We start from the raw sequence: 24,518 nt of genomic DNA on the forward strand, positions 1-24,518 counted from the left end.
GGAGTAATTTGATGGATGGAAAGCAAGGAGGAGCTTATACATGTTTGCGAGAGATATCGGAATCGATCTCGGTACGGCGAACGTACTTATTTACGTCAAAGGAAAAGGAATCGTGCTCAACGAACCATCCGTTGTCGCGATTGATAAAAATACAAACAAGGTGCTCGCTGTCGGCGAAGAAGCAAGACGAATGGTCGGGCGTACCCCTGGGAATATCGTTGCCATCCGGCCGCTGAAAGACGGCGTCATCGCAGACTTCGAGATTACGGAAGCGATGCTGAAACACTTTTTAAATAAGCTCGATTTAAAAGGCTTTTTCGCCAAGCCGCGCATTTTAATTTGCTGCCCGACAAATATCACGTCCGTGGAGCGTAAAGCAATTAAAGAAGCGGCAGAAAAAAGCGGCGGAAAAAAAGTATATTTGGAAGAAGAGCCGAAAGTAGCGGCGATTGGTGCCGGCATGGACATTTTTCAGCCTTGCGGAAATATGGTCGTAGACATTGGCGGTGGCACGACCGATGTTGCTGTTCTCTCCATGGGCGATATTGTCACCGCTTCTTCTATTAAAATGGCTGGGGACAAGTTCGATATGGAAATTTTAAACTACATTAAGCGCGAATATAAGCTGCTCATTGGCGAACGGACCGCCGAAGAAATTAAAATCAAAGTGGCAACCGTATTCCCAGGGGCACGCGACGAAGCGATTGACATTCGTGGCCGCGACCTTGTGACCGGCTTGCCGCGCACGATTACTGTCCGCTCGGCAGAAATTGAAAAAGCGCTGCGCGAGCCGGTATCGGTCATTGTACAAGCCGCCAAAAGCGTGCTCGAACGCACACCGCCAGAATTGTCGGCGGACATTATCGACCGCGGCGTCATTCTGACAGGCGGAGGCGCTCTGTTGCATGGCATTGATCAGTTGCTTGCCGAAGAGTTAAAAGTGCCGGTATTGGTGGCGGAAAATCCGATGGACTGTGTCGCCATTGGCACAGGCATTATGCTGGATAACATCGACCGCGCTCCGAAGCAAAAGTTCATCTAACGAAAAGCGAATGGGTATCGTTTCCTATATGGTACCTATTCGCTTTTTTATTCGTTTGCCGTATAATAGAAAATAAGACAAAAGGAAGCGGAGGGAACGTCTTTGTTGCGTGGATTTTATACCGCGGCTGCCGGCATGCTTTCCCAAGAGCGCCGCGTGGAAATGTTAACAAACAACATCGCCAATGCCAATACCCCAGGATATAAAGCGGACGAAGCAGCGCTGCGCGCGTTTCCAGAAATGTTGCTTTCGCGCTTGGAGGAAGCGGCGATTCCAGTGCAAGAGCGCCGTTCGATGATGAAAAAGACACCGATCGGTCCGATATCCACCGGTGTCTATATGCAAGAAATGATGCCTAATTTTTCACAAGGCGATATAAAAGAAACCAATCAACCAACTGACCTTGCCCTTGTAAATGGGGTGATTCCGACGGATGCTGCCACAGGCAAAAAGGGGATGCTCTTTTTCGTCGTGCAAAACGAAAACGGCGCCGTGCGCTATACACGAAACGGCAACTTCACCTTAGATGCCCAAGGATATTTAACGACGAACGACGGATATTATGTACTCGATGAAAACAATACCCGCATTCAGCTAACGAGCACGAATTTTACCGTAGCGCCTGACGGCACGATTACCGGAAATAATCGGCGCATCGCTCGCTTGAACGTCGCATTTGCGGCAAATCCAAACGCGGTTGCAAAAGAAGGAAACGGACTATTCCGCAGCGAAAACGGCTTACTTCCGAGCGCGATTGGCAACGGCAACGTTACGTATGAAGTGAAGCAACGGTTTCTCGAACGGTCAAACGTCGATGTCGCGCGTTCGATGACGGATATGATGTCGGCGTACCGTGCGTTTGAAGCGAACCAAAAAATATTACAAGCATACGACCGAAGCATGGACAAGGCCGTGAATGAAATCGGCCGACTCAAATAAGCAAAAAAAGGAGAATGACGATGTTGCGTTCGATGATTACTGCCGCCAATACGATGAACCAACTGCAGCAGCAGCTTGACGTCATAAGCAACAACATTGCCAACAGCAACACGACCGGCTTTAAGCGGCGCGAAACAAACTTTGGTGAGCTATTAGTACAACAATTTGACAATTTGCCAGACGATCAAGCCGACCGCCTAACACCAGAAGGCGTCCGCCGCGGCGTTGGGGCGAAACTAGCAGAGACAAACCTCGTCTTAACACAAGGCCCGCTACAACAAACCGGGCGTATGTTAGACGTGGCGTTGACGAAAGAAGGACAGTTTTTCCGCGTCTTAGCCGAAGCAGCAGACGGTGCAACGGCCATCCGCTATACGCGCGATGGAGCGTTTTACTTAAGCCCATCTGCCAATGACCCGACGACATTGATGCTTGTCACAAGCGATGGCTTCCCGGTTCTCAATAGCAACAACGAGCCAATCACCATTCAAGAAGGTTTTAAAGACATTACGATTACCGACACTGGTACGTTACGCGCCATCGCGCCGGATGGTCGCGTCATGCAAACCGCCGACCTCGGCATTACGAACATCGTCCGCCCACAACTTTTACAGTCCGTTGGCGACAATTTATATGCCCTGCCAAACTTAACATCGCTCAACGTGCGGGAAGGGGATGTAGCGGTAAATATGACGGGCAATTTGCGTCCGCAAATTAGCGTTCAGCAAGGAGCGTTAGAGCAATCAAACGTTGATCTCGGGACAGAAATGACCGATTTAATGCTCACGCAGCGCGCTTACCAAATGAACGCGAAATCGATTTCCATTTCCGACCAAATGATGGGACTCATTAACGGTGTTCGGTCATAGCGAGGAGAAACAAGGATGACGGAAGAACAAGTGACACAACAATCGAATGAACAACGAACCGAGCGGCGGAAAAAGCGGGAGAGGAAGCGTCTTTTTCCGATTTGGCTAAGGCTAGTAATCGTAGCGGCGCTCATAACTATAAGTACGGTTGTTGGTGCCATTGTCGGCTACAGTGGTCTTGGCAACGGCAAGCCGCTCGATGCATTGAAGCCGTCGACGTGGCAGCGCATCATCGATATTGTGAAAAAAGATACGAAAAGCGAGTAGCAGTCAACAAAAAATCCAGCCGTTTTTCGCTGGATACACTTTAATTGGCAAACCGCTGCTCCACTTTATTGACTTGTCTTTTGACGGCTTCGACTTCGCGAAACAGAAGATTGACATCTGCCTGCATATCGTTTGTAATCGTTCGTATCTCTTTTTTCATATTCGTAAAGGTTTCAATCGTTAATGTCGTATGATGTTTAAGCAGTTCTTTCATTTCTGCTTGTCCTTGTTTGACTTCTTTTAATTCTGTTTCCACATGATCGAGCCGCTCGTTAACTTGCTGCAAGTTCGTTTCGACATGATCAAGCCGCCCATTGACTTGCTGCAAGTTCGTTTCGACATGATCAAGTCGCCCATTGACTTGCTGCAAGCCGTTTTCAAGCTGGGTGAGCCGCTCATTGACTTCTGTACGAAACGCGCGCAGCTCGTTCATCAATTGAAGCAACAACTGTTCCAACTGTTTCACCTCCCCCGTCTTTCTATTATATCACATGACGGAGGGGCGAGAAAAGAAAAGGAGGCTTATACATATGCTTGATATCCAGCAAATTCAAGCGATCATTCCGCACCGCTATCCATTTTTATTAGTCGACCGCATTTTAGAAGTCGAAGAAGGAAAACGCGCCGTCGGATTGAAAAACGTCAGCGCCAACGAACAGTTTTTCGTCGGCCATTTTCCCGAATATCCGGTCATGCCGGGTGTGTTAATCGTCGAAGCATTGGCGCAAGTCGGTGCGGTAGCGATGCTCATGAAAGAAGAAAACCGTGGCCGTCTCGCCTTTTTCACTGGCATTGACAACTGCCGCTTTAAAAAGCAAGTCAAACCAGGTGATCAGTTGCGCTTAGAAGTCGAAATCATCCGCGCCAAAGGGCCGATCGGCAAAGGCAAAGGTCTTGCTACGGTCGATGGCGAACTCGTCTGCGAAACAGAGATCATGTTTGCCCTCGGCGAAAAGAAAAACGCGTAACGAATTTCCTCTTTCCGGGTGAAGGAAAGAAGATGTTTTATGCATGAAACCTTCCTTTCTGGAGAAGATAAGCAAAGACCATCTATATTCAGAAAGGGGATTTGCAAATGAAGAAAAAAGCTTTATTTATCCGGTTATTCAGTGCGTTTGTCGCGATGTTGCTCGTTTCCGGCTGCAACTTCACCCGCGACAACCAAAACCCACCGCCCCCAACAACGAACGAAAACAACGACATGAACGATACGGACGTTAATCCGTCGGACGACGTCAACCAACGAGATGACGCCACTAACCGAAACGAGCCGAAAAGCAATGACTTAAACGACAACTTGAACAAAAACTTGCCGCCTGGCGACGACACAAACAATGGCCCTGGCGATGACGAAAACGACAACCAACCGGACCGCGAAGACCCAATCGAAGACCCAAAAGACATGCAAGACAAAAACAACAAAGACCAATAACAACCAACCAGCTCACCAGAAGGGGGCTGGTTTTTTAGACGAGGTGCCTGTCACGCCCCGAGGGTTGTCGGGATTTGTAGAAACAGAGAGTCATAGTGGCTCTCTGTTTTTTTTTACGAATATTGTCAATAAAAATCTAAAGGAAATACTTGCTTATATTTTACGGTTTATGATATATTGTATGTAACCGGTTACAGAAAACGAAGGTGGAGAACAAATATGGCTACAATCCGGGATGTTGCCAAGTTGGCAGGAGTATCGGTTGCAACGGTTTCGCGCGTGTTAAACCAAAATGGCTATGTGAACGAAGAAACGGAAAAACGGGTGCGAAAAGCGATTGAAGAGTTGAACTATAAGCCGAATGAAGTGGCGCGAACGTTATTTAAAAAGACGTCAAAAACGATCGGATTGATCGTTCCAGATATTTCGAACCCTTTCTTCCCCGAGCTTGTTCGGGCGATTGAAGATGTGATGAACATTTATGACTATACGGTGATTTTATGCAACTCGGACGAAAAAAGCGAAAAAGAAAAACAATACATGGATGTGTTAAAACAAAAATATGTAGACGGCATGATTTTAACGACGAATCAATTGGCGATTGAGGAAGTGATGGAATTAGATATTCCAATTGTTGTTCTTGACCGTCCGTCTGATCATTCATTTCCATCGGTCATTGCGGATAATTATAATGGGGCAAGGCTAGCTACAAGGCATTTGTATGACATCGGATGCCGAAAAATCGCCCATATTCAAGGTCCAGCGCATGTGGTGAACGCGATGCAGCGTTTTTACGGGTATCGCGATGAAATGAAAAGTTTAGGGCTTTGGGAAGATGCATTTGTGATTCAAGGAAATTATCAGCTGAAACAAGCGAAAGAAGCGGTGCTTCAGGCGCTTCAAAACGATCATGTCGATGGCATTTTTGCGGGGAACGATGCGATGGCGGTCGGTGCTTTAAAAGCTGTTCAACAATTAGGACTACGCGTCCCAGAAGATGTTGCGATTATCGGGTATGACGGTATTCCGTTAACGGAGATGACGACGCCAGAGCTGTCGACCATTTCGCAACCGATTTATGAAATGGGGGCAATTGCGGCAAGGCTTTTAGTTAAAAAAATTGAAGGTCAATTGATTGAGCAGCTTCATTACGTATTGCCTGTTAAACTTATCGAGCGGGAGTCGACGCGCAGGAGGGGAAAAGCATGAAAAAGCCGACGATTACGGTAATTGGAAGCATTAATATGGACTTAGTGACGATTGCAAAACGAATGCCGGTCCAAGGCGAAACGGTATTAGGGGAAGCGTTTCGCCTCATCCCTGGTGGGAAAGGAGCCAATCAAGCGGTGGCGGCTGCGCGGCTTGGTGCAGACGTCCATATGATTGGCGCTGTCGGTGCTGATATGTTTGGAACAGAGCTGCTTCAACATTTAGAGAAAGAAGGAATTGTTGTCGACGGTGTGAAACCGGTTACAGATGTCGAAACAGGCATTGCGACAATTGTCATTTCGGAAGGAGACAACCGCATTATCGTCGTTCCAGGTGCCAACCATGCGCTATGTCCAGACGATCTAGAGCGGTGGGAAGAGAAAATTGCGACAAGCGATGTTTGCCTTCTTCAGTTAGAAATCCCGCTTCCGGTCGTGGAGCAAGCGGTGCTGATCGCAAAACGCCACGGTGTTCGTGTTATTTTAAATCCAGCACCGGCGCAGCCGCTTCCAGACACATTGCTCGATCAAGTAGATATTTTAACCCCAAACGAACACGAACGTGATGTCGTGCTAGCGGGGCGACCGATGGAAAAATGGGCGCACAAATTGATCGTGACAGAAGGAAAACGAGGCGTTTCGTTCCAACGAAACGGTGAGTGGACGCTTATTCCGAGTTTCCATGTGCCTGTTGTTGATACGACAGGGGCGGGGGATACGTTTAACGGAGCGCTTGCGGTGGCATTAAGTAAAGGCATGGCGTTAGAAGAAGCTTGCTGTTATGCGAATGCAGCGGCAGCACTCTCCGTCACAAAGCTCGGGGCGCAAACCGGGATGCCGACAGAAAAAGAACTTGAGTCGTTTCTTTCGGAGAAAGGATGAAAAAGATGAAAAAACATGGGGTGTTAAATAAAGAATTGAATACAGTATTTGCTTCGTTAGGGCATACGGATACAATCGTTGTCGCTGATTGTGGTTTGCCGATCCCTGAAGGAGTGACGCGCATTGATTTATCTGTCATTAAAGGCTTCCCGTCCTTTTTGTCCGTACTCGATCCGATTTTAGAAGAATTAGAGATTGAAGCGATTACGATTGCGGAAGAAATGCAAGCGCACAATTCGGCTATGTATCAAGAGATTCAAAAGCGATTTGCAAACACGACAACACATATCGTTTCCCATGAACAACTAAAAGGAATGATGAAATCAGCAAAAGCAGTCATTCGCACAGGAGAGGCGACTCCTTACGCCAATATCATTCTTCACTCGGGCGTTAATTTTTAAGGGGGAGAGAAACGTGCCATTCATTCAAATGAAAGGAATTAAAAAGGCGTTTCACCATCACCTCGTCTTAGACGGAGTCGATTTTGAAGTTTGTGCGGGCGAAGTGAATGCGTTAATGGGGGAGAATGGGACTGGAAAATCGACGTTAATGAAAATATTGACAGGGATGTACGAAAAAGATGCAGGGACGATCACAGTAGATGGGAGAGAAGTTCATTATCGGCACCCGAAAGAAGCAGAGCGAGACGGCATTGTGTTTATTCATCAAGAGCTGAACATCATTCCGACGTTAACGGTAGCCGAAAATATGTTTTTAGGACGAGAACAGACGATTGGAAAAACGGGATGGATTCGTCAAAAAGAAATGGCCGACGAGGCAAGACAATATTTGCAAAAACTCGGCATGGACATCGACCCAAATGATATGGCGGGCCATTTATCGGTCGGGAAGCAACAAATTATTGAAATTGCAAGGGCGCTATCAACGAACGCCAAATGTTTAATTATGGATGAGCCAACAGCAGCACTAACCGATCGAGAAATTCAAACGCTTTTTACAGTTATTCGTACGTTAAAACAACAAGGGGTTGCGATTATTTATATTTCGCATCGGATGGAAGAAATTTTTACTATTTGTGATCGCATTTCGGTGTTGCGGGATGGCGAATTTATCGGAACGAAGCAAATACGCGAAACGACATTTGATGAAATCGTTCATATGATGGTCGGCAGACAAATCGGGGAGCGCTTTCCGACACGAAGCGTCCGTATTGGTGAAGAACGGCTTCGTGTTGAAGGGCTAACACAAAAAGGGGTATTTCACAATGTTTCGTTTGCGGTGCATGCGGGTGAAATTTTAGGAATTGCTGGGTTGATGGGTGCCGGTCGCACGGAAATCATGGAAGCGATTTTTGGCATTCGAAAAATCGATGCAGGAACGATTTATTTGAATCAGCAACCCGTAAAGATTTCATCGCCGCGCCAAGCGGTGGAATATGGCATGGCTTTTATTACCGAAGACCGAAAAGGAAAAGGACTTATTTTACAGATGAGTGTTCGGGAAAACTTAACGCTACCGAAATCCAAACAACTTGCTACAGCAGGGTTTATTGACGGTAAAAAGGAAAATGAACTCGTCCGTTCGTTAGTAGAGCGCCTTCAGATTAAGGCAGCTTCTGCTGAAATGGAAGTGAAGGCGCTAAGCGGTGGTAACCAGCAAAAAGTCGTGTTTGGGAAATGGCTGGCAATGAATCCAAACATATTGATTTTAGATGAGCCAACACGCGGAGTAGACGTTGGGGCAAAAAAAGAAATTTATGAGATTATGAACGAATTAGCTGCGCAAGGGGTTGCGATTATTATGGTATCGTCGGAACTGCCCGAAATTCTTGGAATGAGCGATCGGATTATGGTTGTTCATGAAGGAAAGGTAACGGCGATTCTCAATAACGACAATGTCGATCAAGAGATGATTATGCGCGCAGCGACAGGGGGAGAAGCGTAATGCAAAAGCCGATCGTGCAAGAGGCAAGAGCGGTTTGGGGATTGAACGTAAAAAAAATCGGTCCGTTGATGGGGCTGTTATTGCTTTGTTTCGTGTTAACTTTTCTCAGTGATAACTTTTTTACATTGGACAACTGGCTCAACATTTTACGCCAAGTGTCAATTAATGCGCTCATTGCATTTGGCATGACGTTTGTCATTTTGACAGGTGGCATTGATTTATCGGTAGGGTCTGTTCTCGCGCTTTCTAGTGCGTTTGCGGCCGGATTGATGGCGGATGGCACGAACGGGCTTTTCGCGATGGTGATTGGCATTTTAGCCGGATTGGCGATGGGAGCGCTCAATGGGGTCATTATTACAAAAGGGCGTGTTGCACCGTTTATCGCAACATTAGCGACAATGACCGTTTTTCGTGGCGCAACCCTTGTGTATACAGAAGGGCGTCCAATCACAGGGTTTTCAGATGAATTTGCTTTTCAAATGATTGGACGTGGATATTTTCTTGGCATTCCTGTTCCTGTTGTATTGATGATTGTCGCTTATGTAGTGCTTTATGTTGTGTTAAAGAAAACAACGTTTGGTCGCCATACGTATGCGATTGGCGGAAATGAAGAAGCGACCTGGTTAGCAGGCATTCGTGTCGACCGCTTAAAAATTTGGATTTACTCTTTAACTGGCGGTTTGTCCGCTTTAGCAGGGCTTATTTTAACATCGCGCCTTAACTCGGCACAGCCGACAGCAGGAACCGCCTATGAGCTCGATGCGATTGCGGCAGTTGTGTTAGGCGGCACTAGTTTATCTGGTGGTCGCGGCTGGATTTTTGGAACGTTAGTCGGTGCGCTCATTATCGGTATATTGAATAACGGCTTGAATTTATTGAACGTGTCGTCTTTTTACCAACAAGTGATTAAAGGAATCGTCATTCTTCTTGCGGTGATTTTAGATCGCCGAAAAGAAGTTTGATAGATAAAAAAATCAAAGGAGTGGGGGAATGATGAGGAAGTTTGTAAGTATGTTGGCTGTGTTGTTATTGGCAATGGGGATGTTAGTAGGTTGTTCGTTAGAAAACAATGCAACTAGCACCAATAAAACAGAGAAAAAGAAAGAAGATGGGGTTAAAATTGGCTTATCTATTTCGACGTTGAACAACCCGTTTTTTGTCACGTTGAAAGAAGGAGCAGAAAAAGCAGCAAAAGAAGCGAACGCGACGTTAACGGTAGTTGACGCGCAAAACGATTCAGCAAAGCAAGCGAACGATATCGAAGATTTAATCCAACAAGGAGTAGATGTCATTTTAGTCAACCCAACAGATTCGAGCGCGGTAACATCTGCCATTGAGTCTGCGAACAAAGCGAATATTCCAGTCATTACTGTAGACCGTAGCGCGGATGGCGGTGAAGTCGTTGCTCATATTGCTTCTGATAACGTCGCGGGCGGAAAAATGGCGGGTGAATTTATCGTTGAAGCGTTGAAAGATGGCGGAAATATCGTTGAGTTGGAAGGTATTCCTGGGTCATCAGCGGCACGTGAACGCGGTGAGGGGTTCCATCAAGTCATTGACAAAGCAAGCAACATGAAAGTCGTCGCAAAACAAGCAGCGGATTTTGACCGCGCTAAAGGACTATCGGTCATGGAAAACATTCTCCAAAGCCAAAAAGATATTAAAGCGGTGTTTGCGCATAACGACGAAATGGCGTTAGGTGCGTTAGAAGCACTTGAAGCGCACGGAATGAAAGATGTCATCGTCGTCGGATTTGACGCAACCGATGATGCAGTAAAGGCTGTGCAAGAAGGCAAAATGGCCGCAACAATTGCCCAAAAACCAGCATTAATCGGGGAAAACGCCGTCAAAACGGCACTAAAAGTCGTAAAAGGGGAAACAGTAGAAAAATTCATTCCGGTGCCGTTAGAATTAGTGAAATAGATGCCTGTTCATTGCAATCTGAGATTAGAAAAACCGCCAACAGCCTACATGAGGTGAGAGGCGGTTTTTTTGTTTGATGTATGAAAAATGCTTTTCCGGTCTTAAAGAAAGCCCTTTCATTCCATTTTGAGTAATTTCTGAATATCGTAAGAAAGCAAGGGGATAGGACGCGATGCCTGCCACATCTTGGTGGGATGACTGGTGTGGCTGCCGTCGCTTTGGGAGATTATTTGAGTGGAAACAAGATCAGCGACAGGAAAGAAATGTGGGGCAACGTGCCTGTCACGCCCCGATACATGGCGGCATATATACAAGAGAAAAAACAATAAATTAATGAGAGTGTGGCAACGCCGGCAAATGGATGTTCCTGCTGTTTTTCTCCTAATTTCGAAAGAAGTCTCCTAGTTGTAAATGAGGGGGAGGAGTTTTAGTTAGATATGGCCTAAAGCCATTGACTTCTATCATATCATGTGATACTAAGCTGTGGCTTCTAAGTAATCGATGAAGTGAGGCTCTTTATTGTGCTATGTTGCGATGGATTATTTTTTATCCGAGCCGCTCCATCATCAAGCAAAAGATTTGAAACAACTTTAAAAAATTTTATTTTTTTTTAATGATGGAATATCTCCTGCTATGTATGCTAAAAATGCTAGTAATAGACATCGTATAGGGGGATATTATGTGCGGCATAGCGGCTGTATTTTCTAATAAACAAATTCCGTTTGCAACGATAAAAAAAATGACAGATATTATTGAGCATAGGGGGCCGGATGGTGAAGGTCACCAATCACTGTTAGATGATAAGCTGTGGCTAGGACATCGTCGGTTGGCGATTGTGGATCTTTCCAATAACGGTTCTCAGCCGATGAGTTATAAAAACGGAAGATATTGGATTGTATTTAATGGGGAGATTTATAACTATATTGAAATCCGAAAAGAGCTAGAAGCTTTAGGGCATCGTTTTGTTTCCACGACGGATACGGAAGTGATTATGGCAGCGTACGATGAATGGGGAGAAGCTTGTTTGCACAAATTTAACGGCATGTGGGCCTTTATCATCATTGATACGGTAGCCAAAACGCTGTTTGCGTCCAGAGACCGGTTTGGCGTAAAACCTTTTTATTACGCCGTTAAAGATGAAACGATTGCCTTTGCTTCGGAAATTAAGCAGTTGCTTGTAGAAGACTTTGTCAGCAAAAAAGCCAATCGGGATAAAGTGGCTAAGTTTCTCTTATTTGGGGAAGTGAATATCGAAAAGGAAACGTTTTTTGAGGGAGTAAATCAGCTCCTTCCAAGTGAAGCGATGCGCGTGAATTTAGATGAAGGAGTATCTAGCTTAAAAGTTTGGAGATATTACCACCCTCCGTTGAATCAGTCAATGAAACGAGATGGAAACTTGGTTGAGTATCAGCAGCAATTTAAAGAGCTGTTGTTTGATTCGGTTCGGCTGCGGCTCAGAAGTGATGTGCCGGTCGGTTCGTGTTTAAGTGGCGGGATGGATTCTTCTTCCATCGTGTTAGTGATGCACGAACTGTTTAAGCAAAACGGTGTTCGTAATAACATTAAAACCTTTACGTCGTGCTTTGCCAATAAAAAATATGACGAATGGGAGTTTGCTGAAACAATTGTCGAGCAGGCAGAAGCGGACAGTTATCGAGTATATCCAGATATGAATGATTTATTTCACGAGATTGAAGATTTAATCTGGCATCAGGACGAGCCGTTTAAATCCACGTCGATATACGCCCAGTGGAATGTAATGAGACTCGCTCGGCAGAATAATATAACAGTGCTGCTGGATGGACAAGGGGCCGATGAAACGATGGCTGGGTATCATCCATACATCTCTGTATATATGGCGAATTTAATTCGAGCCGGTGAATTCCAGACAGCTGCTGAAGAGTTGAAAAAACTAAAAGAAACAGGACTCATTTCCGCCACGGAGCCGCTAGGGAAAGTATGGTTGAAAATCATCTACCACGCTTTAGGTGTCAAAATTCGCCGCGGAAGTGATGTGAAGGAACTGTTGAAAAAAGAATACGAACACATTAATAGAACGGAAATACCGAGCAATTTTCAAGAGTACTTATATACCGAAATTTTCGGATCGTTGCAATCGTTATTAAGATACGAAGATCGAAACTCGATGGCGTTTTCGATTGAAGCACGGACGCCGTATCTTGATTATCGGTTAGTGGAGTTGATGCTGTCGATACCAGGCGGATACAAAATATATGACGGATATACGAAGCCGTTTTTACGACAAGCGATGAAGGGGATAATGAATGACAAAGTTCGACTGCGGGTCGATAAGAAAGGATTTGTGACACCGGAGGACATTTGGTATAGAGAAAAATTCGCAGAAATTAAATCCATCCTTTTATCCGACGATTCGCCGCTTGATCTATGGATTGACAAAACGCAGCTAAAAAATTGGCTAAACGACCCGGTGAAACCGTTCGGCAAATATCATTTATGGCGATTATTATCCGTTCATTTTTGGATGAAAAAATTTAATTTAGGGTAGCGTGCCTGTGCATTGCGATCCGAAAAGTAGACAGTATAAATTCAGTTAACTTGAAGGAATCAGAGTGATAAAGCTCTGGTTCCTTTCCTTTTCTCGTCTTTTTCTCAGTGTCTCAGAACCCCGTGGAACTGTCAAGGAAAGCACTTGACAGCCCCACGGAGTTCTGAGGAGAGATAGGTAAGACGAGAAGGAGGAAATGTAGCCCACTTGTGATCGTTGTTAACTAGCCTTTGCATATTGAGTTGGTGTTTGATAATGAAGAACACCTTGTATACGTTGGTGGTTGTAATAGCGAATGTAATCATGAATGAGCTGTGTTGCCTCTTCCACACTTTTCGTATGTTGCAAATCCTGCTCCATCTCTGTTTTCAGATAGGAGAAAAAGCTTTCTATGCATGCGTTATCAAGCGCATTCGCTTTTCTCGACATGCTTGGTGTAATCGAAAATGTATCCATCAGCGTTTTCCATCTTGTTGATCGATAGGGCATTCCTTGATCTGAATGAAGAATTAAGGAATCCTTGATGTGTCTGATTTCTAATGCATATAATAGTGAATCTTTCACAAGTTGAACATCGTGTGTTGATGAAATCTGATGCCCGATAATTTCATTGTTGTGTAAATCCATAACGGCAGAAACAAATAGTTTTTTATCTTCCACGGCAATTTCTGTGACATCTGTGACCCATTTTTCATTCAAACGTGTCGTGGAAAAGTTTCTTTTTAATAGATTTTCATAAATATATCCAGCCGAAGTTGCTTTTTTCACTTTGATGGGTTGTTTTCGTTTCATGCGAGATTGACATTTTCATTCTAATTCTCTCATTAGTCGACGTACAACTTTTTCACTTACAGGTAGTTGATATTGATTGTTTCACACGGCGTGAATTTTTCGATATCCATATCTCCCTTTGTGTTCATGGAAAATCAAAGAGATATATTCTTTTAATTGTTGGTCTTTCTTAGACTCTTTTCTCTTCTTACCCTTTGTTTTCAAGTATTTGTAGTAACCAGATTTTGAAATCTGTAGTTTTTCACATATTTTAATGACTGGATATTTTGTTTTGAGCTCGTCTACTATTTTGAACTTCGCCGTCTTCCCTCCCTTTTCAAGATTTGAAGATACTTTTTTAAAATTTCATTCTCCATCTCTAATTCTCGTATGATGAAATCCTTGTCCATTTCAGGATGATTTCTAACTTTTCGTTTTAGTCCTACTTCCCCGTACATTTCATACGGATCTATCCATTTATAAATATAGTCAGGATCTGTAATCTCAAGATGATGTGCAATGACTTTTACACTCTCTCCCGCCAAGGCTCTTTGAACGGCTTCCAGCTTCAATTCTGGAGAATAGCTTTTATAAGTTCTTTGTTTTTTCGACATGTTCATCGGCTCCTTCCTGTCTTCTGTATGGACATCTTTTTCCCGATTTATACATGTCTACTTTTTAAGGCTCACTCCACTGTCACGCCCCGATGTATGCCGAGATTTGTAGAAACAGAGGGTCATGGAATGGCTCTCTGTTTTTTATATGAATGATAAGTACATATGAAGTAGACATATTTTCGCTAAAATAAATTACAGCCATCGATCAAAAAAATATATATTCTATTGAGTGACATGCTCCCACCACCTACGCTTCGCTTAGAGGTGGGGGCTTCTCAGGTAATCCCATCTCATGACGGGAAGTTGACTGAGCGATCCCCGTGTGTCCCACGGTTCGAGGACAAGTTAGGCTATTGCTAATCGTTTCATGCCCTCATGTTTGATATTGATTGCCGCATTGACGTCCCTGTCGCTCTCGAATCCACATTCACAGCGGAATGTACGCTCAGAAAGCGATAAAGATTCCTTTACTTGATCGCAACATGAACAAGTTTTAGATGACGGAAACCACTTATCTATTTTGATAAGCTTTTTCCCTTGCTCCTCTAACTTGTATTGGAGAAATGTCGTGAACATCCCCCAGCCGTTGTCATGAACGCTCTTGCCGAAATTCAGGACTTGCGACATCCCTTTCATGTTGAGGTTTTCGATGACCACGCAATCATACTGTTTCGCTAATTCGTATGATTTTTTGTGTAGAAAGTCTTTTCGTTGGTTCGCTATTTTCTCATGTAGCTTCGCTACTTTCAAACGCTGTTTGTGCCAACGATTAGAACCCTTCTTTCGGCGTGATAATATCCGTTGTTCTTTCGCTAATTTTTCCAATGCTTGCCGATAGAAACGAGGATAATTGGCTCTCTTACCCTCGCTATCGACAAATAAACCATTCATGGAAAAATCAAGCCCAACAACCGTTTGTATTTCTTTGGGGACAGGTTGATGTTCGTATTCGGTGAGAATAGAAACATAGTATTTTCCTGTTTTTGTTTTCTTGATCGTACAAGCCTTGATGATATGGTGGGCAGGAATCTCCCGATGTTGCTTGAACTTGACCCATTTCAGTTTGGGTAACTTGATATAGCCATCTGAAAGTTGAATATTGCCATTGACCACATTTGTGGTGTACGACTGTTTCGCCTTGCGGTTTTTGAACTTTGGAAATCCAGCACGACCCGAAAAGAAATTTTGAAACGCTTTCTGCAAATTCAATTGGGCGTTTGCTAACGCAAGGCTATCCACTTCTTTAAGCCAAGGAAACTCCTTTTTGTACTTGGCAGGGGTCGGAAATGTTTGTTTTTTCAAAGCTTCTTTGTCGTCTTTGAACTTTTCATAAATTTGTATGCGTTCTTCAAGCATTTTGTTATAAACGAAACGGACACAACCGAAGGTTTTGGCAAGCAGCTGTTCTTGTTCTTTTGTTGGGTACAGACGGAATTTATATGATTTGTTTACCATATCGACACCACATCACTTCATCCCTTGATTTTCTATATATTTTTTTATTACTTCAAGGATGGCACCGCCCGTTGTAAACAGGAAAAAATTTCTTGATCAAAAATATTCTTTTCACTTGCGGAAAATGCTTTTTAATCAGTCGAGAACTTGCACTTTTATAGGCATTGATGAACTTTGATAGTTCACTATTCGGATGTGCTTTGAACAAAATATGCACATGGTCCATATCGTGATTCCATTCGACCAAGGAAATATTGTAGTTTTTCCCCAATCTCACAAACATATCTTTTGCATAGTCAGATATGGTATCATCAATCACTTGTCTGCGATATTTTACAACCAGAACAAGATGATAATACAACAGGAATACTGAATGGTTATTATTGTCTAATTTCATTGATAAAACAACCTTTCATTTTTCTAAGACTGATTATATCATAACACAAAAAAGAAACAACTCATACCTACGCCTCACCGAAATTCATCTCCCACTTTCACTTCGTTTAGAAGTGGGAGACTTCTTTCGGAAAGATGTTAAAACGTATGAAAAGTTGTTAATATAAAAGTAAATTCATAGATAAGAAGGTGTTGTGCGATGTTCGTTGGCAGAAATGATTTATGCCCTTGTGGAAGCGGAAAAAAGTATAAAAAATGTTGCATGAACAAAGATCGAGTGACGGAAATCAGCCGCGTTCGGCAAGAGCGGTTTTTTCAGTTAAAGACGGAACTGATTGAAAAGATCCAAGGGTTTTTAGGAGAAAAATTGTCTTTCTTTGAACATTACAATGTCAAAAAAGCGTTTCATCGCGAGTTGAAACCGTTGAAAAACAAGGACAGGCTCGAGCATTTTCTCCCTGTGTGGTCGGTGCTGTTTTATCGCTACAAAAACGGCTTGCGCGGGATTGAATGGTTTTATGAAGAAAACAAAGGGAAACTAAGTAACGAAGAGCGCAACATGGTCGAAACATGGATGGCGCTCGTTCCGCGGCTTGTGCAAATCGTCGACAAGGAAGAAGCAGGAGTCATTGTCGAAGATCGTTTTACGTCCCAGCAGCTGTTTATGCCGTTTTGTGAAACGATGTATGAGGCTGTTCCGTGGGGCGGGATATTTAGTTTTATTGAGCCGTTTGGCGAAGGGCATTATATTCACGGATTGACGTTTATTGAAAGCCCTGATGGGGTAGAGCGAGCGTATAAGCAAATCATTCAGCGGTTGGCGGAAACAGGCGCCTCGTATGAGCAAGTCGTGTTTACGTCCTTTTTCGCTATTTTGGACCATATGATAGGTGATCCTCCTTCAGGAAAAAAGATAAAAAAGGAGAGGGTTACACTACATTATCATGTGAACGATGTGAAACAGCTGACTCGTTCCCTTCTTGAAAAAAATGTGATCATCATTGATGAGGAATCGGATGGCTATATTGAGCTCAGTCTTGTTGGACAGGAAGTCAAATACGAAGATAATGTGGTAGATGGCCCTATTTACATTCGGCAAGTGTTTGGATATATCGATATCGAAAACAACAAGCTTCGTTTTCAATCGCTCGATGTAGACGCAACGGATCGCTTTAAGCAGTTGATGAGTGAAGAGCGTGTGCCTTTGATAAAGGAAACGGCCGATAAAGTGGATGTGCCAGAAGGGGTAGAACTTGCGACATATGCCGTTCATGTAGCGGATGGCATCCCTTCTTACATGGGAGCGATAGCGCAAGAGATGGTGCTTGCTTACGAATCGTTGCATCGCCCTGTACTCGATGGGAAAACGCCGATGGAATGGTTAGAAAGTGGATCGTTGGAGCGCGTCGAGCGATGGCTGCGGCAGCGGGAATATGCAAGCTTTATGGCCTTTGCTTCGAAAACAGGGGGCATCACACCGGATTATAATTCGATTCGCCGCAAGTTGCGCTTGCCTCTCTCTCCGTTCGTTACACTCGGAGAAGGACGCCAGAGCCGCATGCATACATTAAAACCATTAGAGCATACAAGTCATTCGCATTTACAAATGCCGTTTGATTGGGCGGCATACTTTTTCGGCAGCGACTTACTCGCATTTTTTGAAGAAAAAGCAGTAGGGAAGTCCGCGGAAACGCAACAAAAATATCGAGTAGGAATTGCCGTGCTGGCTGATTATTTCAAAACGAAACACTATGCATCGTGGGAGGAAGTGAGCGAAAACGACTGGCATGAGTGTATCGTCTACTTTTATTTGAAAACGTATCGCGATATTAGCGTCCACCAAGCAAAACGATTCATCTCGACGTGCAAAGCGTTCGCCAAATGGCTCGATCGAAAATATGGGACAGAGCATGCACAATCTGTATCGAAAATCACGCAAGAAACCGAGGAAGAGGTGTATCAAGCCATCCGTCTGTTTGACAAGTACCAACCGTATTGGTCTAGAAAAAATCCGATATGGTCGGTGGTAAGGAACCTACCGCGCGAGAAGCACGTATACCAAATCGTTTCTGTTTCTTCTACAGTGATGCTGCGCGCGATTGACACGAATGATACGCATCGCATAAACATCCCCCCATCTTTGCGTGGATTCATGAAAAAGGGAATGTTTATCGTATGTTCGTTGATGTACACGGAAGATGGGAAAAGGATGATTCACTACGTAGATACTGTCTTTCCGGAAGCCGCTGCAGCATACATGCCGGCATATATACAAGAGAAAAAACGATTGCCAATAAATTAGTGGGATTGTGGCAAAGCGGGCAAATGGCTTTGCCCGCTTTTTTTAAGGCTTTCTGTATAATTGAGCCACTTTTCTTACGGCGTGCAGTTATTTCTGCGCAGCGTTCTGGTTTTATGGAACATCTGTTTCTGCACAGACTGGATGAGAACGTGGGCATGCCTGCCAGCGAGCTCACTATCGGCTCGCTGGCAGCTGTCCATTTAGTCTTCATCGCTTGCGAAAAAGCGTAAAATGTAAATGAACAGGTTAATGAAGTCGAGATAAATGTTGACGACAATCATTGGAATGTCTGCTTCGCTGAAGCCGTAGCGAACGAGGCGGTTAATGTCATAAATCGTAAAGCCAAGGAAAAGCAAGATGCCTAAAGCGGCAATCCCCATTTGTCCGACGCTCGAAAACGGAATAAACCATTGGATGAGTAATAAACCAAGCAACGCAAACGCCCCAAGCGTGAGAAAGCCGCCGAGGAACGAAAAATCTTCTTTTGTTTTTGCCGCGTAAAGAGCGACGCCGGAAAACGAAATCACTGCTAAAGCAAACGCTTTAAAGACAGCGTCAGCCCCAATAATGGAAACGTAGTGGCCGATAACCGGAGCTAACGTTGCGCCGGAAATGAACATAAACGCAAACATAAGCGAATAGCCGACCGCTTTTTGGCGGCGAGCAAAAATCATCACAAGCAACAAAACTATTTCAAGTATAGAAAGCGGCAAATACCAAGCAACGGAAATAGATTGCCCCACATATAGCCCCGCTGTTGCTACTGCTAACGCGGCGAAAAAGGCAACAACCAGCTTCGCTACAGGACTTCGCGATGGATAAACGACCGATGAATTCATTTCTTTTCCCTCCTTTGTTAATTACAAGAAGTTGTCTCTTTCAGTGTAGCAAACCAGACTATTTTTGTCACGGTTCCGAAGGCAGTAATTATTCTTCCGAAAATAAACAGAAGAAGCGGAGCACGCTATTGTACTTTTACTGTTCTTTTACCGTTTGTTTACATTTCCGTAACTTTACTATGTTATAATAGTCAAACAAAGTGCGGCGAGGGAAAGGAAGTGTGGTGAGTTGACGCAGCAAGAAGAGTTTTATTCGATTTTAGCAACAGGAGAGCTCACGGCATATTATCAGCCGATTGTGTCGCTTTCCGACGGGCGCATTTATGGATACGAAGCATTGGCACGTGGTCCAGCGTCCAGTCAGTTGGCGATGCCGGACCAATTATGGGCAGTGGCGGAAAAAGAACAGCGGCTGTATGCGCTTGAAACGTTGGCACGGAAGCGGGCGATTGAAGGATTTGCTCCCGCAAATCCAGCTTGGAAGCTATTTATTAATTTGAACGCCAACGTCATTTATGATCCACAGTTTACGCCAGGACAGACATTGTCGTTATTGGAAATGCAAGGATTGACGCCGCAACAAATTGTTTTTGAGATTACAGAACGCCAGTCGATTGCGGACTTTACGGCGTTCAAACAGGCGCTTAGCCATTACCGTTGCCAAGGGTATAAAATCGCGATTGATGATGCGGGAGCGGGCTATTCATCGCTGCAAGCGATCGCCGAATTGCGCCCTGATTATATTAAAATCGACCGCTCGATTATTCGCGGAATTGACCGCGATGACATAAAAGCGATTTTGTTAGAAACGATGGCGATATTTGCAAGGAAAATTGGCTGCCAACTAGTCGCCGAAGGAATCGAAACATTAGCGGAACTAGATGTCGTCACCGCGCTTGGCGTACCGCTCGGTCAAGGGTATGTCTTTGCTAGGCCGCAACCAGAGTTGAGGCCTATTTCAGCTGAAATCTTGCTCTGGTGGACAGGAATCAGGAAACATTTAGGTGTTGAAGCAAGTGGATAAAGTGCTTTATGATGCGTGAATGAAGGATGTGTTTTCTTGTAATCGTTAAAAATACGATGGATAAGAATGTTTGCCGGATTTAAAGTCGTTTCGATTAGTTAGGCGCATATCCGTTACGCTATGTAGTTCGTACACATCGGGTATGTCTTTTTTAGATTCATCTTGTGGGATAAACTAAAAAATTGTGAATTTTTAAATATAAGAGGGGAGGGATTATATATCGCGCGTTTCCCAGTCATGGTTCGACTACAAGTATTGTCGTGATTCTATTTTTGCTTGTTGCCATAGTTTACGGTTGCAGGAAAAAATAAAGAGAGAGACTATACATATTTTTTCTTTCGTTATGCCTAGCAGTCGGCTGGTTTATGGTTTATCTTGGTGGCAAATGGTATAGCAAAGGAGCCCCTTTAAGGAGCCCCTTTTAATTAATAGCCACTCCAGCACTCGCGTAGCCTGTCACTGTAGTAGCGATGGAAAGACCAGAGGTTGTAATGGAAAATACCATGAGTAATCGAGATCCTGCATTAACGGTTTCTGTTAAATTGGTGACTATTCCACTAGCATTTTGCAATAGAGTCAGTGGGAAGGAAATGTTTGGTGATAATGTAACGAGAGTGCTTGGGATAGCAGTAAATATATTACTAGAAGGTGAGTTAGAAATATAAAGTTGTGCTCTGATTGTGGCTGTTCCTAAAAGCGCAAGGCTAGATATGGCATTAAAATTAGCCGTTACTGCTGTAATTGTCCCGTCGCGTGGAACGGTAAAGGTGAAATTAGCTAAACCTCCACTACTTAAGAGCGAAGAAAGATCGATTGTATTCCCTAGCAAACTAACATTGGAAACGGAGTTACCAAAACCGATTAAACCTGTTGTATTTGCTAAACCAGCAGCAGTAGCTGCTAACGTAATAATACCTCCTGATGCAAACGGAATAATGGCACTAGCCCCCGTTGGTCCTGTTGGTCCCGTCGGTCCTGTTGGTCCTGTTGGTCCAGTAGATCCCGTAGGTCCCGTCGATCCAGTAGATCCCGTAGGTCCCGTCGATCCAGTAGGTCCCGTCGGTCCCGTCGGTCCAGTAGGTCCCGTCGGTCCCGTCGATCCAGTAGGTCCCGTCGGTCCGGTCATGCCAGCGCCTAAAACTTTAACGGTTTGTATCAGTCCTTGGCAAGTGATACATTTGATTTTATTAGGCATTTTCTTTCCCCCATTTAATATATAAGTTGCAACAAAGAATTTCCGATTTTTCGTTTCTGCTTTCATCTCAACACGAGTTGATATGGTATAATATGGAAGGTGTTAAGCTCGATGTAAACCAAAATTTCAAATAGTTCCGAAAGAAGTTTCTCATTTCAAAGAGAGTCAAGAGGAAGTAGCTCACTAATGGAAGGATAAAATAGACTCTAGCAGAGACTTGTTATGCAATATACTTCCGTTTTCAGGTGCGTATTGTCGCGCGATTTCGTTGTGTTTATAAGCAAGCTCATATTCTCCTAAATGGTAGTAACAGACGCAAAGCTGTAAATGAGGTAGCCATGTCCAGCATATGTGATTAATCAATCCCCAGTTTTCTTTTGGTTTTTCCAATTGAGTCGCTAATTTGTACCAAAAAACAGCAGACTGGTATTGCTGGCATTGCAGAAAATAATAACCTAGCCGACAACAAAATTCTGCACGTGGTGTATCGTACGAAAACGACTGAAGAGCATAGTGAAAAGCCTTTTCTTTGTTACCAATCTCATAAAAACAATCGGCTAATTTTCCACATGCATAGATATTATCTTCGATCCATCCCTTGTTTGTTTTTAAGAATTTCTCGTAATACTCTATGGCTCGTTCGTATTGTTGATGGTCGAATAGCTCATTAGCGAAATAAAACAAGTCTCTAGGTGAAAATGTTTCATTTTGTGCTAGACGTTCTTCGTAAATATGCAAATTTCGCTTCGAATGACGATGGGGATGAAGTGGTTGATGGGTAATAGCAATGTCGCTGTTGATAATTGTTCCCCACACTTCTAAATACTCATGGACGGCACCATACCACTGAAAAACATTCGCTCGCTTGACAAGTCGATTACGACGGAGGCTAGCTGTTACATTCCCATTTTCGTCAGTAGAAAGGTTGTAAATCATTGTTACCGAATCAACGGACGGATCTAGCGTATGCTTTAAATGCCGAAATTGGTGACGATCTTTCTCTAGTAGAACATCATCTGCATCCATCCAAAAAATGTAGTCCATAGTGGCATGTTGAAAAGAAAAGTTGCGTGCGGCAGAAAAATCATTACGCCAAGGAAAATCCATCACTTTCTCAGTATAACGGCTCGCAATAGCTTTCGTGTTATCTGTAGACCCTGTATCTACAATAATGATTTCGTCTACCAGATCGCTTACGCTGTCTAGGCAACGGGCAAGGACGTTTTCCTCGTTTTTTACAATCATGCAAAGGCTAACGGTAACCAAAGCAACCCCTCCCTATATGACATTTTTTCGACAAAGACTAATTCTAATATATGTAAAGAAACATAGATGGTTCAGTCATGTACCCATATGCAAAAATTTTTTCTAAAAAATCTCCCTGCTATCAATAGCCAATGGGAATGAATGTTTTTGAACGAATATCCACCCCACACAGGCGGATTGCAAGAGGACGGATTACGGTAAGCTCTAGGGAAAGAGCAAGATGAAACGTGCCAAGCGGAACGGTGCATGCTCTTTGCGAAGGAACGCTCGTTTTAGAAACGCAGCAAAGCCCCGATACGACATATTGAGATCGCCTCGACGAAAACGGCAACAAATGCGACCTGCATCTTGACAAAACGCTATATAAATGCACATTGAAGTGTTAACATTTTTCGACTGTCGGGCGATCGAACAACACCGCTCCCAGACAAATGAATTTGTCTGGGAGGCGGCTCGTTGTTCGGTTCTCTGTCACGCGAACGCGTGACGCAGGCAAGCCTTTGGCTTGCCTCCGACAGTCGAAAAAATAAGTTAAACTCCCCAGTTGCATATATATAGATGTCATCACTGTGCCGCATATAGACGCCCAATGCGAGTGTCAAGCAGCGAAAACAGACGGTGCAGAAATTGCGACATTTATTGACAACGAGTATTTTCTCATGCAAAATTGGGATATTACAAAAGAATGGGAAGTAGAGCAAACGACATGCTTCCTATTGGCGAGCGTGATTGCGGGAGAAGGGGGGCTTTGCACAGCAACCGAAACGTATCTACTACAAAAAGGCAATCATTTTCTCCTCGCATATCCGTTTATTCATTTTGCAATAAAAGGAAAATTACAAGTGATCGTCTCCTCGCCGGCATGGCCGAAACAATAGTATTTATGGACGGTACGACAAATTTGTTTTCACAACCGTCAACATCCGCCGGAGCAAGTAGTTTGTCATTTTTTTGCACTCTCTTTTATCGAGCGGACGATTTTGAAACCGCAACCGCATAGAACGGAATGTTTTAAGCGGCGGGCGGGCTGTTCGCATTGTGGACAAATCATTGGTGTCATCGTGGTGCCTCCTTTTGCAATGGTATGTTACAATCATTATATACGATTTATTTTTAAAGTAAATATAATATTATAATTATTTTAATTTGTGGGGTTCGAGATGAGTCAACGTATGCGATGGGTTTTTGTGATTGGGTGGTGTGTTGTGATTTATTGCTTTAGTGAGTTTTCAATCTTTACAGGAGAAAGTACCGAGCGAGTATTGCGCCATTTATTGGCGTATTGGCCGTTTGGGGCGCAAGGGGATGGCGGGGCCTCTCCGCTTAATTTCCTCGTTCGCAAATCGGCGCATGTAACGGCGTTTGGCATTTTAGCTGTTCTTGTGTTTCGTGCGCTCCTTCCGCGGCGATGGGCGTACATTGGCGCTTGGAGCTTTGCGACGCTGTATGCAGCAACGGATGAATGGCATCAGTCGTTTGAGCCGGGACGGACAGCTGCGGTGACGGATGTGGCAATCGATGCGTGTGGGGCGCTGGTCGCGCTAGTTGTTGTATGGATGTGGCGGCGTGTTCGAAACGTGAGGAGAAAAGAAATTTCCGTTTAAAAGCAATATTTCGATAAGATAAGAGGGTGCCCCGGTATTTGGGACACCCTCTTAT

Annotated in this window: 25 protein-coding genes and 1 pseudogene; 17 read left to right on the top strand and 9 right to left on the bottom strand. The window is 44.1% G+C overall.

The features are described from left to right. Positions 1-40: 40 nt before the first annotated feature. The 4 genes from mreB to GFC30_RS01945 all read left to right on the top strand — a co-directional run bounded on the left by mreB (position 41) and on the right by GFC30_RS01945 (position 3,117). Positions 41-1,042, top strand: coding sequence for a rod shape-determining protein (mreB, locus tag GFC30_RS01930; RefSeq protein ID WP_066322661.1), 1,002 nt, complete (start codon positions 41-43; stop codon positions 1,040-1,042). A 102-nt stretch (positions 1,043-1,144) separates the two neighbouring features. Continuing rightward, positions 1,145-1,981, top strand: a complete 837-nt coding sequence (locus GFC30_RS01935) for a flagellar hook-basal body protein (protein ID WP_066322662.1) — start codon at positions 1,145-1,147, stop codon at positions 1,979-1,981. A gap of 20 nt (positions 1,982-2,001) precedes the next feature. After that, on the top strand, positions 2,002-2,850 hold the full coding sequence (locus tag GFC30_RS01940) for a flagellar hook-basal body protein (protein ID WP_066322663.1): 849 nt from the start codon (positions 2,002-2,004) through the stop codon (positions 2,848-2,850). Between the two features lie 15 nt (positions 2,851-2,865). Further along, positions 2,866-3,117: a DNA-directed RNA polymerase subunit beta gene (locus tag GFC30_RS01945; RefSeq protein WP_066322664.1), complete on the top strand. Its 252-nt coding sequence runs from the start codon at positions 2,866-2,868 to the stop codon at positions 3,115-3,117. Between the two features lie 40 nt (positions 3,118-3,157). Here the strand turns inward: GFC30_RS01945 and GFC30_RS01950 are convergent, their stop codons facing one another. Continuing rightward, positions 3,158-3,574 (bottom strand): hypothetical protein, encoded by a 417-nt coding sequence (locus GFC30_RS01950; protein WP_066322665.1) that lies wholly within the window; start codon positions 3,572-3,574, stop codon positions 3,158-3,160. A 73-nt stretch (positions 3,575-3,647) separates the two neighbouring features. Here GFC30_RS01950 and fabZ point away from each other — a divergent pair, with 73 nt between their 5' ends. From fabZ to asnB, 9 genes are all read left to right on the top strand, one after another. Next, a complete protein-coding gene (fabZ, locus tag GFC30_RS01955) occupies positions 3,648-4,085 on the top strand; it encodes a 3-hydroxyacyl-ACP dehydratase FabZ (protein WP_066322666.1) in 438 nt (145 codons plus the stop codon). A gap of 107 nt (positions 4,086-4,192) precedes the next feature. Further along, the gene (locus GFC30_RS01960; RefSeq protein WP_066322667.1) at positions 4,193-4,549 is read left to right on the top strand and encodes a hypothetical protein; all 357 of its coding nucleotides are present in this window, start codon (positions 4,193-4,195) and stop codon (positions 4,547-4,549) included. Positions 4,550-4,768: 219 nt separating this feature from the next. Continuing rightward, complete coding sequence (locus GFC30_RS01965) at positions 4,769-5,758, top strand: LacI family DNA-binding transcriptional regulator (RefSeq protein ID WP_066322668.1); 990 nt, start codon at positions 4,769-4,771, stop codon at positions 5,756-5,758. Next, a complete protein-coding gene (rbsK, locus tag GFC30_RS01970; protein WP_066322669.1) occupies positions 5,755-6,639 on the top strand; it encodes a ribokinase in 885 nt (294 codons plus the stop codon). Before GFC30_RS01965 ends, rbsK begins: the two co-directional genes overlap by 4 nt. 5 nt (positions 6,640-6,644) lie before the next feature. Next, entirely contained in the window at positions 6,645-7,040 is a 396-nt protein-coding gene (gene rbsD, locus GFC30_RS01975) for a D-ribose pyranase (RefSeq protein ID WP_066327025.1), read from the top strand. A 28-nt stretch (positions 7,041-7,068) separates the two neighbouring features. After that, entirely contained in the window at positions 7,069-8,544 is a 1,476-nt protein-coding gene (locus GFC30_RS01980) for a sugar ABC transporter ATP-binding protein (protein WP_066327028.1), read from the top strand. Then, positions 8,544-9,506 carry an ABC transporter permease subunit gene (locus GFC30_RS01985; RefSeq protein WP_066322670.1) on the top strand — a complete coding sequence of 321 codons (963 nt, stop codon included), beginning with the start codon at positions 8,544-8,546 and terminating at the stop codon, positions 9,504-9,506. The genes GFC30_RS01980 and GFC30_RS01985 overlap by 1 nt, the downstream gene beginning before the upstream one ends. 31 nt (positions 9,507-9,537) lie before the next feature. Beyond that, positions 9,538-10,467: a ribose ABC transporter substrate-binding protein RbsB gene (gene rbsB, locus GFC30_RS01990; protein ID WP_066327031.1), complete on the top strand. Its 930-nt coding sequence runs from the start codon at positions 9,538-9,540 to the stop codon at positions 10,465-10,467. A gap of 679 nt (positions 10,468-11,146) precedes the next feature. Then, positions 11,147-12,994 (top strand): asparagine synthase (glutamine-hydrolyzing), encoded by a 1,848-nt coding sequence (gene asnB, locus GFC30_RS01995; RefSeq protein ID WP_066322671.1) that lies wholly within the window; start codon positions 11,147-11,149, stop codon positions 12,992-12,994. A gap of 219 nt (positions 12,995-13,213) precedes the next feature. On the opposite strand, the gene GFC30_RS02000 is transcribed toward asnB, so the two are convergent. From GFC30_RS02000 to tnpA, 5 genes and pseudogenes are all read right to left on the bottom strand, one after another. Next, positions 13,214-13,786, bottom strand: a complete 573-nt coding sequence (locus GFC30_RS02000) for an IS3 family transposase (protein WP_148660348.1) — start codon at positions 13,784-13,786, stop codon at positions 13,214-13,216. Between the two features lie 81 nt (positions 13,787-13,867). Further along, complete coding sequence (locus GFC30_RS17745; protein ID WP_158512121.1) at positions 13,868-13,990, bottom strand: IS3 family transposase; 123 nt, start codon at positions 13,988-13,990, stop codon at positions 13,868-13,870. A gap of 80 nt (positions 13,991-14,070) precedes the next feature. Next, a complete protein-coding gene (locus GFC30_RS02005) occupies positions 14,071-14,379 on the bottom strand; it encodes a helix-turn-helix domain-containing protein (protein ID WP_066322672.1) in 309 nt (102 codons plus the stop codon). A 348-nt stretch (positions 14,380-14,727) separates the two neighbouring features. Continuing rightward, positions 14,728-15,837: an RNA-guided endonuclease TnpB family protein gene (locus GFC30_RS02010; RefSeq protein WP_066322673.1), complete on the bottom strand. Its 1,110-nt coding sequence runs from the start codon at positions 15,835-15,837 to the stop codon at positions 14,728-14,730. Positions 15,838-15,849: 12 nt separating this feature from the next. Next, positions 15,850-16,234 (bottom strand): annotated as a pseudogene (tnpA, locus tag GFC30_RS02015) (IS200/IS605 family transposase). Between the two features lie 198 nt (positions 16,235-16,432). Between tnpA and GFC30_RS02020 the strand changes: the two are divergent. Next, a complete protein-coding gene (locus tag GFC30_RS02020) occupies positions 16,433-18,535 on the top strand; it encodes a YecA family protein (protein WP_066322674.1) in 2,103 nt (700 codons plus the stop codon). 200 nt (positions 18,536-18,735) lie between these two features. On the opposite strand, the gene GFC30_RS02025 is transcribed toward GFC30_RS02020, so the two are convergent. Then, the gene (locus tag GFC30_RS02025; protein ID WP_066322675.1) at positions 18,736-19,374 is read right to left on the bottom strand and encodes a Bax inhibitor-1/YccA family protein; all 639 of its coding nucleotides are present in this window, start codon (positions 19,372-19,374) and stop codon (positions 18,736-18,738) included. A gap of 229 nt (positions 19,375-19,603) precedes the next feature. Between GFC30_RS02025 and GFC30_RS02030 the strand changes: the two genes are divergently transcribed. Then, the gene (locus GFC30_RS02030) at positions 19,604-20,398 is read left to right on the top strand and encodes an EAL domain-containing protein (protein ID WP_066322676.1); all 795 of its coding nucleotides are present in this window, start codon (positions 19,604-19,606) and stop codon (positions 20,396-20,398) included. 421 nt (positions 20,399-20,819) lie between these two features. Here the strand turns inward: GFC30_RS02030 and GFC30_RS16340 are convergent, their stop codons facing one another. Together GFC30_RS16340 and GFC30_RS02040 are read right to left on the bottom strand one after the other, a co-directional pair. Continuing rightward, positions 20,820-21,524, bottom strand: coding sequence for an exosporium glycoprotein BclB-related protein (locus GFC30_RS16340; RefSeq protein ID WP_238583526.1), 705 nt, complete (start codon positions 21,522-21,524; stop codon positions 20,820-20,822). 252 nt (positions 21,525-21,776) lie between these two features. Then, entirely contained in the window at positions 21,777-22,859 is a 1,083-nt protein-coding gene (locus GFC30_RS02040; RefSeq protein ID WP_202967980.1) for a tetratricopeptide repeat-containing glycosyltransferase family 2 protein, read from the bottom strand. 569 nt (positions 22,860-23,428) lie between these two features. On the opposite strand from GFC30_RS02040, the gene GFC30_RS02045 reads away from it, so the two are divergent. Next, a complete protein-coding gene (locus tag GFC30_RS02045) occupies positions 23,429-23,737 on the top strand; it encodes a cupin domain-containing protein (protein ID WP_066322678.1) in 309 nt (102 codons plus the stop codon). Positions 23,738-24,019: 282 nt separating this feature from the next. Further along, on the top strand, positions 24,020-24,463 hold the full coding sequence (locus tag GFC30_RS02050) for a VanZ family protein (RefSeq protein WP_066322679.1): 444 nt from the start codon (positions 24,020-24,022) through the stop codon (positions 24,461-24,463). Positions 24,464-24,518 lie beyond the last annotated feature (55 nt).

The sequence above is a fragment of the Anoxybacillus amylolyticus genome (genome assembly GCF_001634285.1).
Classification (GTDB): domain Bacteria; phylum Bacillota; class Bacilli; order Bacillales; family Anoxybacillaceae; genus Anoxybacteroides; species Anoxybacteroides amylolyticum.

Excerpts from the sequence above, each read along its gene's own strand:
- GFC30_RS02010 (WP_066322673.1), bottom strand. The coding sequence starts at position 15,837 with ATGGTAAACAAATCATATAAATTCCGTCTGTACCCAACAAAAGAACAA.
- GFC30_RS01985 (WP_066322670.1), top strand. The coding sequence starts at position 8,544 with ATGCAAAAGCCGATCGTGCAAGAGGCAAGAGCGGTTTGGGGATTGAAC.
- GFC30_RS02005 (WP_066322672.1), bottom strand. The coding sequence starts at position 14,379 with ATGTCGAAAAAACAAAGAACTTATAAAAGCTATTCTCCAGAATTGAAG.
- rbsB (WP_066327031.1), top strand. The coding sequence starts at position 9,538 with ATGAGGAAGTTTGTAAGTATGTTGGCTGTGTTGTTATTGGCAATGGGG.
- GFC30_RS01940 (WP_066322663.1), top strand. The coding sequence starts at position 2,002 with ATGTTGCGTTCGATGATTACTGCCGCCAATACGATGAACCAACTGCAG.
- GFC30_RS01960 (WP_066322667.1), top strand. The coding sequence starts at position 4,193 with ATGAAGAAAAAAGCTTTATTTATCCGGTTATTCAGTGCGTTTGTCGCG.
- GFC30_RS01965 (WP_066322668.1), top strand. The coding sequence starts at position 4,769 with ATGGCTACAATCCGGGATGTTGCCAAGTTGGCAGGAGTATCGGTTGCA.
- GFC30_RS02000 (WP_148660348.1), bottom strand. The coding sequence starts at position 13,786 with ATGAAACGAAAACAACCCATCAAAGTGAAAAAAGCAACTTCGGCTGGA.
- GFC30_RS16340 (WP_238583526.1), bottom strand. The coding sequence starts at position 21,524 with ATGACCGGACCGACGGGACCTACTGGATCGACGGGACCGACGGGACCT.
- GFC30_RS02050 (WP_066322679.1), top strand. The coding sequence starts at position 24,020 with ATGAGTCAACGTATGCGATGGGTTTTTGTGATTGGGTGGTGTGTTGTG.
- GFC30_RS02025 (WP_066322675.1), bottom strand. The coding sequence starts at position 19,374 with ATGAATTCATCGGTCGTTTATCCATCGCGAAGTCCTGTAGCGAAGCTG.
- rbsK (WP_066322669.1), top strand. The coding sequence starts at position 5,755 with ATGAAAAAGCCGACGATTACGGTAATTGGAAGCATTAATATGGACTTA.
- GFC30_RS01980 (WP_066327028.1), top strand. The coding sequence starts at position 7,069 with ATGAAAGGAATTAAAAAGGCGTTTCACCATCACCTCGTCTTAGACGGA.
- asnB (WP_066322671.1), top strand. The coding sequence starts at position 11,147 with ATGTGCGGCATAGCGGCTGTATTTTCTAATAAACAAATTCCGTTTGCA.
- GFC30_RS02020 (WP_066322674.1), top strand. The coding sequence starts at position 16,433 with ATGTTCGTTGGCAGAAATGATTTATGCCCTTGTGGAAGCGGAAAAAAG.
- mreB (WP_066322661.1), top strand. The coding sequence starts at position 41 with ATGTTTGCGAGAGATATCGGAATCGATCTCGGTACGGCGAACGTACTT.
- rbsD (WP_066327025.1), top strand. The coding sequence starts at position 6,645 with ATGAAAAAACATGGGGTGTTAAATAAAGAATTGAATACAGTATTTGCT.
- GFC30_RS01945 (WP_066322664.1), top strand. The coding sequence starts at position 2,866 with ATGACGGAAGAACAAGTGACACAACAATCGAATGAACAACGAACCGAG.
- fabZ (WP_066322666.1), top strand. The coding sequence starts at position 3,648 with ATGCTTGATATCCAGCAAATTCAAGCGATCATTCCGCACCGCTATCCA.